The organism is Microcystis sp. MC19, assembly GCF_003019735.1.
Taxonomy (GTDB): Bacteria; Cyanobacteriota; Cyanobacteriia; order Cyanobacteriales; family Microcystaceae; genus Microcystis.
In genome coordinates this window covers 469,141-483,225 of record NZ_CP020664.1, presented here as the reverse complement: position 1 = coordinate 483,225, position 14,085 = coordinate 469,141, and the positions used below count along the sequence as shown (strand labels likewise).

Annotated in this window: 9 protein-coding genes and 3 pseudogenes; 11 read left to right on the top strand and 1 reads right to left on the bottom strand. The window is 42.8% G+C overall.

Going from position 1 to position 14,085, the window contains the following annotated elements; all coding sequences use genetic code 11:
• Positions 1–308 precede the first annotated feature (308 nt).
• The 6 genes and pseudogenes from psaA to B5D77_RS02485 all read left to right on the top strand — a co-directional run bounded on the left by psaA (position 309) and on the right by B5D77_RS02485 (position 7,034).
• A complete protein-coding gene (gene psaA / locus B5D77_RS02510; RefSeq protein WP_008200998.1) occupies positions 309–2,558 on the top strand; it encodes a photosystem I core protein PsaA in 2,250 nt (749 codons plus the stop codon).
• A 178-nt stretch (positions 2,559–2,736) separates the two neighbouring features.
• Positions 2,737–4,950: a photosystem I core protein PsaB gene (psaB, locus tag B5D77_RS02505; RefSeq protein ID WP_002757218.1), complete on the top strand. Its 2,214-nt coding sequence runs from the start codon at positions 2,737–2,739 to the stop codon at positions 4,948–4,950.
• Between the two features lie 54 nt (positions 4,951–5,004).
• Positions 5,005–5,244 (top strand): hypothetical protein, encoded by a 240-nt coding sequence (locus B5D77_RS26865; protein WP_008201001.1) that lies wholly within the window; start codon positions 5,005–5,007, stop codon positions 5,242–5,244.
• Positions 5,244–5,918 (top strand): hypothetical protein, encoded by a 675-nt coding sequence (locus B5D77_RS02495; RefSeq protein ID WP_008201004.1) that lies wholly within the window; start codon positions 5,244–5,246, stop codon positions 5,916–5,918. The genes B5D77_RS26865 and B5D77_RS02495 overlap by 1 nt, the downstream gene beginning before the upstream one ends.
• Before the next feature lie 136 nt (positions 5,919–6,054).
• Positions 6,055–6,609, top strand: a pseudogene (locus B5D77_RS02490) (dynamin family protein); the annotation flags it as partial.
• Positions 6,610–6,848: 239 nt separating this feature from the next.
• Positions 6,849–7,034, top strand: coding sequence for a hypothetical protein (locus B5D77_RS02485; protein WP_008201008.1), 186 nt, complete (start codon positions 6,849–6,851; stop codon positions 7,032–7,034).
• Positions 7,035–7,164: 130 nt separating this feature from the next.
• Here the strand turns inward: B5D77_RS02485 and B5D77_RS27910 are convergent.
• Positions 7,165–7,363: pseudogene (locus B5D77_RS27910) on the bottom strand (hypothetical protein).
• Positions 7,364–7,511: 148 nt separating this feature from the next.
• Here B5D77_RS27910 and B5D77_RS02475 point away from each other — a divergent pair.
• The 5 genes and pseudogenes from B5D77_RS02475 to B5D77_RS02440 all read left to right on the top strand — a co-directional run bounded on the left by B5D77_RS02475 (position 7,512) and on the right by B5D77_RS02440 (position 14,062).
• Entirely contained in the window at positions 7,512–8,270 is a 759-nt protein-coding gene (locus tag B5D77_RS02475) for a Uma2 family endonuclease (protein WP_008201018.1), read from the top strand.
• Between the two features lie 1,143 nt (positions 8,271–9,413).
• Positions 9,414–10,613 carry a hypothetical protein gene (locus B5D77_RS25645; protein WP_149037242.1) on the top strand — a complete coding sequence of 400 codons (1,200 nt, stop codon included), beginning with the start codon at positions 9,414–9,416 and terminating at the stop codon, positions 10,611–10,613.
• A gap of 614 nt (positions 10,614–11,227) precedes the next feature.
• A pseudogene (locus tag B5D77_RS02460) lies at positions 11,228–11,395 on the top strand (DUF4277 domain-containing protein); the annotation flags it as partial.
• A 654-nt stretch (positions 11,396–12,049) separates the two neighbouring features.
• A complete protein-coding gene (locus B5D77_RS02445; protein ID WP_106908213.1) occupies positions 12,050–12,766 on the top strand; it encodes a Uma2 family endonuclease in 717 nt (238 codons plus the stop codon).
• A gap of 363 nt (positions 12,767–13,129) precedes the next feature.
• Positions 13,130–14,062, top strand: coding sequence for a class I SAM-dependent methyltransferase (locus B5D77_RS02440; protein ID WP_106908212.1), 933 nt, complete (start codon positions 13,130–13,132; stop codon positions 14,060–14,062).
• Positions 14,063–14,085 lie beyond the last annotated feature (23 nt).

The window sequence follows — 14,085 nt, the reverse complement described above, 5'->3', positions numbered from 1 at the left end:
CTGGGGCGACAATTAATAAACTTTTGTAAAGAAAAATTACCGGTCTGACCCTGACTAAGACCGTCCATAGCAGAAAATGTCTCTCCTATCAAGGATTGAGAGAATTTTAATTATTGTTAAGCACAACGAACAGAGGAGAGAACAAAGACTTATCATCTACTATTGATGCTTTCGACTGGAATCTCACCCAAGAGGAAAGTCAAGCGACATTAACAAAAGGTGGGTCAGATTTCAACTTGCCTTTTTTAGGTTAAAAAATCTATCCTCAAATAAAACGCTAAGTCTATTGTCGAGAGAGGAGAATCCTCATGGCACTCCCCCCCAAAGAGGCGGTAGCTAAAGTGATTGTAGATAAAGACCCAGTACCTACTTCCTTTGAGAAGTGGGGTCAACCGGGGCATTTTGATCGCACTTTAGCCAAAGGACCCAAAACCACTACCTGGATTTGGAACCTACACGCCAACGTCCACGATTTTGATAGTCAAACCAGCGATCTCGAAGATATTTCTCGGAAAATCTTCAGCGCCCACTTCGGACATCTCGCCGTTGTCTTCGTTTGGCTAAGTGGAATGTACTTCCACGGCGCGAAATTTTCTAACTATGAAGCTTGGTTAACCAACCCGCTGGCCATCAAACCCAGCGCCCAAGTGGTCTGGCCGATCGTCGGTCAAGGCATCCTCAACGGCGATGTGGGCGGTGGTTTCCACGGTATTCAGATCACCTCTGGTCTGTTCTACCTCTGGCGGGCTTCCGGGTTCACCAACAGCTATCAGCTATACTGCACCGCTATCGGTGGTTTAGTTATGGCGGGCCTGATGCTGTTTGCTGGTTGGTTCCATTACCACAAAAGCGCACCGAAACTGGAATGGTTCCAAAACGTGGAATCGATGATGAACCACCACTTGGCGGGTTTACTCGGCTTAGGTTCCCTAGGTTGGGCTGGTCATCAGATTCACGTTTCTTTACCAGTGAACAAACTCCTCGATGCGGGAGTCGCTCCCCAAGACATCCCCTTGCCCCACGAGTTCATCCTCGAACCGAGCAAGATGGCGGAGTTATATCCCAGTTTCGCCCAGGGTTTGACCCCCTTCTTTACCCTTAACTGGGGTGCTTACTCGGATTTCCTCACCTTCAAAGGTGGCTTGAACCCCGTCACCGGTGGTCTCTGGCTTTCCGATACCGCTCACCATCACTTGGCGATCGCTGTATTATTCATCATTGCTGGTCATATGTACCGTACCAACTGGGGTATCGGTCACAGCATGAAGGAAATCCTCGAAAACCACAAAGGTCCCTTCACCGGTCAAGGTCACAAAGGACTGTACGAAATCCTGACCACCTCTTGGCACGCCCAGTTAGCGATTAACCTTGCTCTCTTAGGTTCGCTAACCATCATCGTGGCCCACCATATGTACGCCATGCCGCCCTATCCCTATCAGGCGACTGACTACGCCACCCAACTATCCTTGTTTACTCACCACACTTGGATCGGTGGCTTCTTAATCGTCGGTGCGGGAGCGCACGGAGCGATCTTCATGGTACGGGACTACGATCCGGCCAAAAACGTGGATAACCTGCTCGATCGGATGATCCGTCATCGCGACGCAATTATCTCCCACCTGAACTGGGTATGTATTTTCCTCGGCTTCCATAGCTTCGGTTTATACATTCACAACGACACCATGCGGGCTTTTGGTCGTCCCCAAGATATGTTCTCGGATACGGGAATTCAACTACAACCCATCTTTGCCCAATGGGTACAAAGTCTCCACACCCTAGCCCCCGGCAACACCGCTCCTAACGCTCTCACTACCGCTAGTTATGCTTTCGGTGGCGACGTAGTAGCAGTGGGTGGCAAAGTGGCCATGATGCCGATCACCCTCGGTACTGCCGATTTCCTCGTGCATCACATCCACGCCTTCACCATCCATGTAACGGTGTTGATTCTCCTCAAAGGGGTTCTCTACGCTCGCGGTTCCCGTCTGATTCCCGATAAAGCGAATCTCGGTTTCCGTTTCCCCTGCGATGGTCCCGGTCGCGGCGGTACCTGCCAAGTTTCGGGTTGGGATCACGTCTTCCTCGGCCTGTTCTGGATGTACAACTCCCTCTCGGTTGTAATCTTCCACTTTAGCTGGAAAATGCAGTCCGATGTCTGGGGAACCGTCGCCCCCGATGGCACTGTCACCCACGTTACCCTCGGTAACTTCGCCCAAAGTGCCATCACCATCAACGGTTGGTTACGGGATTTCCTCTGGGCGCAAGCAGCGCAAGTCATTAATTCCTATGGCTCTGCTCTGTCTGCCTACGGAATCATGTTCCTAGCCGGTCACTTCGTCTTCGCGTTTAGCTTGATGTTCCTGTTCAGTGGTCGCGGCTACTGGCAAGAATTAATCGAGTCGATCGTCTGGGCGCACAACAAGTTAAGAGTTGCCCCCGCTATCCAACCTCGCGCCCTGAGCATCATTCAAGGTCGTGCCGTTGGTGTGGCTCACTACCTCTTAGGCGGTATTGTCACCACTTGGGCATTCTTCTTGGCCAGAAGTCTCTCGATTGGCTAAACTTGCCTATAAGGGCTTGCCAGTCCCCCGGGGATTGGCAAGACTAGGCTGAACCAGCGTCGATTGACCGATACCACTGTAAGCGTTTCCTATTACAGTGGGTGAATTTAAAAAAGGAAATAACCAGCACTCGTGTAAGAGCCTCAGTTATTTAGAGAGGAGAATTTCCTAAACAGCTATGGCAACTAAATTCCCTAAATTTAGCCAAGATCTAGCCCAAGATCCGACCACCCGTCGGATTTGGTACGGGATCGCCACAGCCCACGACTTTGAAAGTCATGATGGCATGACGGAAGAGAATCTCTACCAAAAGATTTTCGCGTCCCACTTCGGCCACATTGCAATCATTTTCCTGTGGACTTCCGGCACTATATTCCACGTCGCTTGGCAAGGTAACTTCGAGCAGTGGATCAAAGATCCCTTAAACATCCGTCCCATCGCCCACGCGATTTGGGATCCCCAGTTCGGTAAAGGCGCGGTAGATGCCTTCACCCAAGCTGGCGCTTCTAACCCTGTTAACATCGCCTATTCCGGGGTTTACCACTGGTTCTACACCATCGGTATGACCTCCAACCAAGACCTATACCAAGGTGCGGTGTTCCTGCTGATTCTCTCGGCGATTTTCCTCTTTGCTGGCTGGTTACACTTACAACCTAAGTTCCGTCCTAGCCTCGCTTGGTTCAAAAACGCTGAATCTCGCCTGAACCACCACCTCGCCGCTCTGTTCGGTGTTAGCTCTCTGGCTTGGACCGGACACCTCGTTCACGTTGCTATCCCCGAATCCCGCGGTCAGCACGTTGGTTGGGACAACTTCCTCTCCACTCCCCCCCACCCGGCGGGTTTACTACCCTTCTTCACCGGTAACTGGGGTGTGTATGCGGAAAACCCCGATACTGCTAACCACATTTTCGGTACCGCCCAAGGCGCGGGAACTGCGATTCTCACCTTCTTAGGTGGTTTCCATCCCCAAACCGAGTCCCTCTGGTTAACCGATATGGCTCACCACCACTTGGCGATCGCTGTGATCTTCATTGTGGCTGGTCATATGTACCGCACCAACTGGGGCATCGGTCACAGCATCAAGGACATCCTCAATGCACACAGACCCCCCAGTGGTAAGTTAGGAGCCGGTCACAAAAATCTTTATGACACGGTTAACAACTCTCTCCACTTCCAACTCGGTTTGGCTCTCGCTTCTTTAGGCGTGATCACCTCTCTGGTGGCGCAGCATATGTACGCGCTACCCCCTTATGCCTTTATTGCTAAGGACTACACCACCCAAGCGGCTCTTTATACCCACCACCAATACATCGCTGGTTTCCTAGCGGTGGGTGCTTTCGCCCACGGTGCTATCTTCTTCGTGCGTGACTATGATCCCGAAGCGAACAAAGATAACGTCCTGGCCCGGATGCTGGAGCATAAAGAAGCGATCATCTCTCACCTAAGCTGGGTTTCCCTTTTCTTAGGTTTCCACACCCTCGGCCTCTACGTTCATAACGATGTGGTCGTCGCTTTCGGTACTCCCGAAAAACAAATCCTGATCGAACCTGTGTTTGCTCAATTCGTGCAAGCAGCTTCGGGTAAAACCCTGTACGGCATGAACGTACTGTTGTCTAACCCCGATAGTATCGCTTACACCGCCTATCCTAACTACGGTGATGTTTGGTTACCCGGTTGGCTAGACGCAATCAATAGCGGCACTAACTCCCTCTTCTTAACCATCGGTCCTGGCGACTTCCTCGTTCACCATGCGATCGCTCTTGGTTTACACACCACCGTTCTAATCCTGGTTAAAGGTGCTTTAGACGCTCGTGGTTCCAAATTAATGCCCGATAAAAAAGACTTCGGGTATTCCTTCCCTTGCGACGGTCCCGGCCGTGGCGGTACTTGCGACATCTCTGCTTGGGATTCCTTCTACCTAGCCATGTTCTGGATGTTGAACACCTTGGGTTGGTTAACCTTCTACTGGCACTGGAAACACCTCGGTGTCTGGTCGGGTAACGTGGCTCAGTTTAACGAAAACTCCACCTACCTGATGGGCTGGTTCCGCGATTACCTCTGGGCTAACTCGGCTCAGTTAATCAACGGTTACAACCCCTACGGTGTTAATAACCTTTCTGTCTGGGCCTGGATGTTCCTCTTTGGACACCTCGTTTGGGCAACCGGTTTCATGTTCCTGATCTCTTGGCGTGGTTACTGGCAAGAGTTGATCGAAACTATCGTTTGGGCCCACGAACGCACTCCTCTGGCGAACCTCGTTCGTTGGAAAGACAAACCCGTGGCTCTCTCGATCGTTCAGGCTCGTTTGGTTGGTTTAGCTCACTTCACCGTTGGCTATATCTTCACCTACGCCGCCTTCTTGATCGCCTCCACTGCTGGCAAGTTCGGCTAAACCTTGAATTAGGTGACTAAAAAACCCCCCGCCCATTGGTGGGGGGTTTTGTTTATGATTAATAATAAAAGCGCGGCTCAATCTCAAAAATCTATGCAGTTGGAAGAATTAAAACAGCTTTATGATCAGGACTTTGTTTTGTGGATTGAGCGAACCACCGAACAAATTCGACAGGAAATAACTACTAACTACGAGGAAACACAAATTATATGGAAACCTATCCAAGAAAGAGCTAAATTTTTAGAACAAAGCCTTGCGGAATTAGAAAATTTTGAAAAAGAGGAGGTGAATTAGTGAATAATAAATATTTTTCGAGTATTTGTAAAGATGTTTTTGCAATTGTGTATCCAAAAATAAAATCTAAAAAAGGAGGTGTACTCTATCATGTTTTAAGTATTATTCTTGAAAGAGAAGAATCTCAGAGAGATGATCTATGTCGTTATTTTGGAATTAATCAATCCTCGTGTTTAGATGAAGATAAAAGGTTGTCTGGTGAATTTCTTAATGATGTAACAAAGCTCGTTTATGTAGAAAGGCTTAAATTCGGGGACTTTAATTCAACAAATCTTGCAACTGGCATAAGTGATATCTTAGATAACGTTGATCTAACAAAATCAAATCAATCAAAGGAAGAACGCCAAATGGAATTAATTATTACAGTAGCTTGTTTAATGGTAGGGGCATTTACTTGTTTTAAATATCTACAAAGGACTCGTTCTAAAAATGAAATTAGTCCGACAGCTTCTTTATGTCTAGCTGTTCCTGCATCAGAAGTTTATAATTTACATGAAGGGTATGATCTTAATAGAGATGATGTTGTAAGATTAATTGATTGTGCTACAGAATTTTTATGTGTGCCAGAGTATAAAAAAATATCTGTAGAGACTATACCGGACGAAGGACGCTCTCCTGAAAGTCGATTAAAATTCTACGTTAGAATTAATCTCAAAAATGGAGGTAATAGGTAATATCATTGGTAAAGAAACTCAGTATGGAATGAAGCGAGAACTTCCACTTAATGTAACAGGAAAAGTTATACAGATAGGGTTTCTCAAAAATGTCTCTATTCTCAGAGAATTCAACCGTATTTAAGGAGTTAATTTAATGGATTGGAAATCGGCCTCATCCTACTATGAAACCCGTCTCAGTGATGTCTTAAATATCCAACATTTTGCCGTTGACTTAGCCAAACTTCCCCAAGCTGAAGTTCCCTCTAAATTAACAGAAATCCTCCTGCAAGAGGCAATACCTGCTAACCGTCAACTCGAAAGACTGAGAAAAAGAGAATTTCGTATTGCTGTGGTTGGCTTAGAAAAGGCAGGAAAAAGTACCTTTATTAACGCATGGTTAGAATGTGATTTACTTCCTGCCAAAGGAGGAAGATGTACCTTTACCACCACTCAAATTTATTCCGTTAAAAGCGAATCTGAACAAAGATTAGAAGTGCAAACCCGCAGCGAAGAACAATTTATTCATCTTCTCAAAGAATTAGAAACCGGTGGCGCAAAAGAAGACTTAAAAACCATTAGAGAAAACGAAATCACCCTAAAACAAGTCAGACGAGAAGGTAATTTAGTTATTCCTTTTACTCGACTAGAAGACATCCGAGAACAACTAAAAAAATACGTTGCCGATGAAAAATATGCTCACGCTGGGCTCTTCTAGGTTTGGTGGGTAAAATGTATTCTAAGATACATTCCTCCTAGCGAGGGAGTGGAAGGAACCACAGAGACACAGAGGACACAAAGATCGATCGATCCTATGTAAGTTAAACTGATCACACAGAACCTAGAAGAGCCCACGCTGTTTTAGAAGCCCGATTTGAAGAATATCTACGCCATGGTATTTTTGAAGCTGCAGGATTTGAGTCCTACTGTATTCAAGAATTAAGAGGATTAGTGGATATTTTTCGAGAAAAAGAAGGAACATGGGCAGGTGTCGCCCAAAACGAATGGTATAAGGAGAATCCTCAGCTTGTAGCAGAATTACCCGCTAATTTGCAATCTCAAGAATTTAATTTAGAAGTTAGTGAACGACTGAGACAATTAGCAATTGCCTTGAAAAGAAATAGTTCCTCTCAGTAGCGTTAGCTATAGCAAAGCACCGCTATTATTGCGACGATGGCGGTGAATTACGGTGATTTGGGAATGCGGATTAAGCTTCGCTAATTTCTACTTATACCAATTCTCAATCATAAAAACTACATTCCGCACTTCATTTTGGGCTCTTCGTTACTTGGTATGGTTCGATAGGGGGGCATAAATCGACTAAATCCTTATGTGGCAAGAGATTTAATTGATTAGCTCGTTCTAGATCAAAAACAATTGCCAAAAATCGAAGCAATGTCTTTCTCTATAAGGGTTTCATCTCTTATCATCCTGTCCGTTGCATAAGATAAACCGAAGAACCTCATTTTGTAATATAAAAAGTTACAAAATGAAGTGCGGAATGTCGGCTATAATCACCATAGTATTTTGCGCCCGTCTCAATTCTAGGCGCTAGACATTCTCCCTAATGCTAGGGGAAAAAGCTCCTTAAGTCTAATCACCAGCGTGACTCCGATGACTTCAACTATTGCCCCTTCTCCACTTTCACTGCCTACCCAAGATGAATTGCCCTGCGATGACGGCGTTCCCATGGAAACCCAACGACATAAACTCCAGATGGATATCCTCATTGATGCCTTGTTCCCCTGGTTAGCTGCCAGGGAAGATGGCTATGTGGGGGGCAATATGTTCGTTTATTTCAGTGCCGCACAGTTAAAAAGCGAGGACTTTCGCGGTCCCGATTTCTTTGCTGTCCTGGGGGTTCCTAAAGGGGAAAGAAAAAGTTGGGTGGTTTGGCAAGAAGGGAAAGCTCCCGACGTGGTTATCGAACTCCTTTCCGAAAGTACCGATCAACAGGATAAAACTGAAAAGAAAGCTATCTATCAAAACCGCTTGCGAGTGCCAGAATATTTCTGGTACGATCCCTTTAATCCTGAAGACTGGGCAGGTTTTATCCTCAGAGACGGCAACTACGAGCCATTATCTCTAGAGACGGGAGAAAGATTTTTCAGTCAAAGGCTAGGGTTGGCTTTGGTCCGCTGGCAAGGGGAGTATAAGGGAGTCGAGGCAGTTTGGCTGCGTTGGGCGACTTTTGCCGGCGATTTACTGCCCACGGAGTCAGAGCTAACTGAACAGGAAAGAATGCGGGCCCAACAAGAAAGAATGCGGGCCCAACAGGAGAGAATGCGGGACCAACAGGAGAGAATGCGGGCTGAGGATTTAGAAGCATTGCTTCAACGCTATCGAGAGCGTTTTGGAGATTTGCCAGAATAAATCTGGATGTTGACCGGCTAAAGTAAGCTGTTCGTAATTTAAATTGCTTGTTGAGACGAGGCAAGAGGCAAAAGGCAAAAGGCAACAGTAAAGGGATTGGGGGAGGTTCGGCTAATCTAAGAATAAGCGGGTTAAATGCGTCTTAGCTTACAATAACTCTCCAGAAAGCTAATAGGATAGGAGCATCAAGCATAGACAACCAATAACCTTAGAGAACTCTTGTTCGCTTTCTGGTGTTAGCTGGTTAAAAATTTTCTTTACAAGAAGTTGATCATCAAGTAAGATGTAACCCAGCTACATCTTAGATGGAGGCTTAAATATCTTGTCTAACTGCATTACTTATTATGGACAACATGCTGCCGCGACAGTATTCTCTCAAGTATGAAGGAGGTAGTAATTATGAATTTATCCACTCCCCTCTGGGGCAACTAAGCTAAGACGCATTTTAACCGTCTATCCTTAGATTAACTGAATCTCCCCCAATCCTTTTACCGTTGCAAGAGTGCAAGAGTTCTTCATCTCAACAAGCAATTTAAATGTGCGGGCAGCTTACCGAAATGACAAGATAAGTAAATTATTGTAGGCTAATTTCTCAATCAGACTAAAGCTGATGTTTTTTCAGTTTAATTTTATTGCTGTATTCAGCTAGATGCTCCTATAAGGCTTTTGGCTTAAGACTTTGGTATCTTGAGAAATCTGTGATGATACTCCCATTATTGATCCGGCTGTGCTATAATGTCCAAAGGATTATCAAAATGAACCCTCTAGGCTAAACCACCTGATAGAGGTTTTCAGGTGACAAAAACTCTCGATATAATTCAAATTTTAAAGTTACAATATGAACTATTTTGATATTAATGACTATGTATTGTGGAGATTGTATTTAGTATTTTTTATTGGTCTTTTTATCAATATAAATATTTTTATAAGAAAGATTTATAGTGTTTTTGATCCTCTTTTGTATCATCTTGTATGGATTTCTTCAATGAATGCTGTTCTGCTCTGAGTTTTACACACTCTAGTTCCTCCCGCCAAATCGCCTCTTGACAAATGACTGACTTCCTTAGAGGATGCCCGAAAAGTCATAATCGAGACGCTTAAACGGTAGAGATACTCCTAAATTACCTTTGCAAGAGGTCTATTATGAAAAAAATTATTAATCGTATATATCCTAGCAGCTTGACAGCAGCTATGTTGCTGGTATATTCTGGCTCGGTATTGTACATAATTCCTTGGCAGTCTTTCTCTCATTTGATGGTATTCTTGCCCGTAATCACTACTGTCTTATTTTGGGATTTACTTAGGGAAAAAATTAAATTAAATAAATTCGACTTAACTTTGTGTGTGATGATTCTTTTTCTCGCTCTTATTAATTTTTCCGTGCCAAAATTTGGCATTGCCTTGTTGATCGTTATCTTATTAATTACTTTTCGTCATCCTCAGGAATTAAGCCGAAGATACCTGATGTTTTTATACCTATGTTTTTTGATATCTATAATATACCAATTTTTAACTTTCAGGACAGAAATATATGAATATATACCTTCTAGCTTATATAGATTTTCATTGTATACTGTTCCAGACCCTAATTTTTCTGGTCTATTTATTTTATTATTTTTCTTCTTTTGCTGGAAAAATAGTTTTAAGGTAGGAATTTTGCTGTCAATCATAAGTATTTTTTTGTTGTCCAGTAGAGGATATTTAATGGCTATGCTAATTTTTATGTGCGTGTTTACCTTAGAAAAATTTAGTCCCAGGTTTTTTATAAATAAAAGATTCTGGTTACTTACAAATCACAAAAGATATTTTTTGACTTTAATTTTGGTGGGCAATCTTTTAATTTTTGCGATCGGAACATTCTATGTTTACAACATAAAATTAGAAACAATTAAAATCAAAGAGAAAAACGAAAGATTAAAACTAGAAAACATTGCGGATCCCAGTAATAGGGAAAGATTTTTAGCCTCCGAAAAAACAATTCAATTATTAACAGAGAACTTAGATATTTTATTGTATGGCATACCAAAATCGGCTTTTGGTGATGATATCAAACCATCCGATTCAATTAAAAAGATTCTCAACTTCAATGTGCCTCATAATAGTGTGCTTTATTTTGTTCTTAGCGAAGGAATTCTCTTTTGTATTCCTTACTTTTATGCTTTGGGTAAAATCTTGTCAAGATTATACAGTCCCGAAAACCTTAAATATATATTGCCTTATATTGTCTTTTCGCTTGTTTTACATGGGTTTTATGGTGGTGCTCCTGTGGTCTTTTGGGTTGTCACACTATCTTTGCTAGAATTTAATCCCAAAAATAAAGTAAGACGAAGCAAGTTATCTTGATAAAATGAGCTAGAAAATTGACGATTTAAAACTCGAGCAAACCTAGTCTTCATCTTAGCTCGAATTTTTACCAGAATACTTTTTAAATCTTACTCCGACTTTCTGCCTGAAGATGACGGATCAACTCTCTATCAAAACTCTTTACGCACAGGATTATTACTTATCTGGTATATCTCGTTTAGCCTGTGGAACTTCCTGGGCTGCTTTTAACCCACATTCCGCAGGTTGAAAAACGCCAGGGAAAAGACAGAAAAAGTTGAACAATTCACCAAGTATAAATACTTAAGAATATCTTGAAAGAGCTAAGTAGGGTTTGCTGAATAATGGTAAAAACCTTTTAAAATAAGGCTTTTGACCTGTTAAAGTCCGATGTTCATGCTGCGAAAATAGGATTGGGACTTTCAAAAACCTTGCATTATCCTTCTTGTGGTACATCGCTTGGTACAAAAAACAAGGGCAACAAAGCCTGAAACGACCGGCTACTGACGACCGGCTACTGACTCCTACCCCCAGGAAAAACTTTTTCAGCAGACCCTAAGTATAAATACTCGAACTGCTAAGACCACAGAGATGAGATAATAATTGAAGTCAACCGCTAATAGCTAGAGAAAAAAATGAGACAGGAAATCGAGGTGAAAAACTTAGATATCTTAGGGATAGTTGCGGGAATTGTTGATGAATTAGGAATTGAAGATTTGGTTAATCAAGCATTGGGAATGGATAAGAGAGAGAAAATTAGTGCTGGCACAATCGTGAAAGCTATCATCCTAAATGGAGGTGGTGATTCGCCAGTAGTGATAGAGGCTTAATGCTTTGCTTTGTTGTACATTGTAGTCATGGATAAAATACCAAATAAATAGCCCCGATATGATTATCCATTTTAGAGAAAGATAGACTCTCTCTTACTGGTCTAGAAATCCTTTGTCGAAAGGTATTATTAAGTCTTTCAATAGGATTAGTTTGACAGGATAAGCGCATCGAAAAGTGTAGCATTTTATACAGACAAACTGGACGAATTAACAGTTGCAAGTAACAAGCATCAACCATTGGTTCAGATTATTGACCCAGACTGGATAGAACAGCGATGCTTAAAATTGTTACAACTTTCTTTAAGCCATAACCAATTGTGCATTCGGGCAAGGCAAAAAGTGAAGCAGCAATTTACTTGGGAGTTACAGGCACAAAAATATTCAGAGTTATACAGTGATATCTTGAGCAAGAGCAATGGATATAGCGCTTTTCACGTTACTGAGGTATCGACAAGTTTTGCCAACAAAGGGTTTAAGCCCCTTGCCCATGCCTCATTCTGATGAAAACTGCTATAGTTAGGCTATAGTTACCATAACATTTTGCCCCCGTCTCAATTCTAGCGGCTAGATATTCTCCCTAATGCTAGGGGAAAAAGCTCCTTAAGTCTCATCACCAGCGTGACTCCGATGACTTCAACTATTGCCCCTTCTTCACTTTCGCTGCCTACCCAAGATGAATTGCCCTGCGATGACGGCGTTCCCATGGAAACCCAACGACATAAACTCCAGATGGATATCCTCATTGATGCCTTGTTCCCCTGGTTAGCTGCCAGGGAAGATGGCTATGTGGGGGGCAATATGTTCGTTTATTTCAGTGCCGCACAGTTAAAAAGCGAGGACTTTCGCGGTCCCGATTTCTTTGCTGTCCTGGGGGTTCCTAAAGGGGAAAGAAAAAGTTGGGTGGTTTGGCAAGAAGGGAAAGCTCCCGACGTGGTTATCGAACTCCTTTCCGAAAGTACTGCCCCACAGGATAAAACTGAAAAGAAAGCCATCTATCAAGACTGTTTGCGAGTACCAGAATATTTCTGGTACGATCCCTTCAATCCTGAAGACTGGGCAGGTTTTATCCTCAGAGACGGCAACTACGAGCCATTATCTCTAGAGACGGGAGAAAGATTTTTCAGTCAAAGGCTAGGGTTAACTTTGGTACGCTGGCAAGGGGAGTATAAGGGAGTCGAGGCAGTTTGGCTGCGTTGGGCGACTTTTGCCGGCGATTTACTGCCCACGGAGTCAGAGCTAACTGAACAGGAAAGAATGCGGGCCCAACAGGAAAAAATGCGGGCTGAGGATTTAGAAGCATTGCTCCAACGCTATCGAGAGCGTTTTGGAGATTTGCCAGAATAAATCTAGATATTGACCGGCTAAAGTACAAGAACTCTCCAGAAAGCTAATAGGATAGGAGCATCAAGCATAGACAACCAATAACCTTAGAGAACTCTTGTTCGCTTTCCAGTTTAGCTGATTAAAAATTTTCTTTACAAAAAGTTGATCATCAGGTATAATCTAGCAAATTATGCCCATTGAATCCGGTCTTGAACTGGTCGGTTAATTAAATTGCCCATTATGGGTGACAGGCTGCCGCAGCAGTATTTTGTCAAGATTTAATAGGAGGCAACCAGCTAGTAATATTTTGATAAAGGATACCAGTTCCGAGTTGGCTTTGACGACAAAACATGACAGTAAATATTAGTAGTATAAAGGTTGACAATGTTGAAGAAATTACTTAACCGTATGCAAACCGAACAGGGTAGAAAAAATATTAAATTTGCCCTAGCCAGAAAAATATTCAATCCCCTCTTAAGAAATATTGGCTATACCCTAATTACTGACCATTTTTATCAGCCGATACCCAACCGTCAGGAAATTATGACATACGCGGGCAAAGAAAGGCCTCTTAGCTCAATTGAATGGCATCTAGACAAGCAAACTGAACTGGTTAGGTATTTACTAGAAAAATATGGTTTGGAATTTAACAATAAAGAAATTTTTTCAGCATTTGGTTATTCCGAAGATAGTTCTGCTCTCATTAGTGGCGATGCAGAAGTACTCTATGCTATGGTCAGAGAAAGGAAACCCTCTCAGGTAATTGAAATTGGGTCGGGTGGTAGCACTAAAATTATCGCCGCAGCTTTAAGAATGAATTTTATAGAAAATTCCCAAAAATCACAACTGATCTCGATCGAGCCTTATCCTCAAGATTTTTTAAAAGACTTTGCTAATGTTAGTAAAGATTTTCTAGAATTTAGTTTGCTTACCCAGAAAGTAGAAGCCGTAGATTTGTCTGTTTTTGAATCCCTGCAAACCAATGATATTCTGTTCGTTGATTCCAGTCATGTATTTAAGTCTGGTAGTGATGTGGAGTTTGAATTTCTTCAAGTTTATCCCCGTTTACAAACAGGAGTCTTAGTTCATATTCACGATATATTTTTTCCCTATGATTATCCCATCGAATGGAATCTCAAAGAATCACGATACTGGAACGAGCAATACTTTTTAGAGACCTTTCTACAATTTAACAAAAAGTTTGAAATTTTGGCATCCTTATCTATGGTATCTTCTTATAAGAATTCTGTGTTTCTTGATAATATCAATGCTTATAATGAAGAGCGATTACCCGGTTCTTTCTGGATGATTGCTTAAAAATTACGCGCTTCCAAACAATC

Excerpts from the sequence above, each read along its gene's own strand:
- psaA (WP_008200998.1), top strand. The coding sequence starts at position 309 with ATGGCACTCCCCCCCAAAGAGGCGGTAGCTAAAGTGATTGTAGATAAA.
- psaB (WP_002757218.1), top strand. The coding sequence starts at position 2,737 with ATGGCAACTAAATTCCCTAAATTTAGCCAAGATCTAGCCCAAGATCCG.
- B5D77_RS26865 (WP_008201001.1), top strand. The coding sequence starts at position 5,005 with ATGATTAATAATAAAAGCGCGGCTCAATCTCAAAAATCTATGCAGTTG.
- B5D77_RS02475 (WP_008201018.1), top strand. The coding sequence starts at position 7,512 with ATGACTTCAACTATTGCCCCTTCTCCACTTTCACTGCCTACCCAAGAT.
- B5D77_RS25645 (WP_149037242.1), top strand. The coding sequence starts at position 9,414 with ATGAAAAAAATTATTAATCGTATATATCCTAGCAGCTTGACAGCAGCT.
- B5D77_RS02445 (WP_106908213.1), top strand. The coding sequence starts at position 12,050 with ATGACTTCAACTATTGCCCCTTCTTCACTTTCGCTGCCTACCCAAGAT.
- B5D77_RS02440 (WP_106908212.1), top strand. The coding sequence starts at position 13,130 with ATGTTGAAGAAATTACTTAACCGTATGCAAACCGAACAGGGTAGAAAA.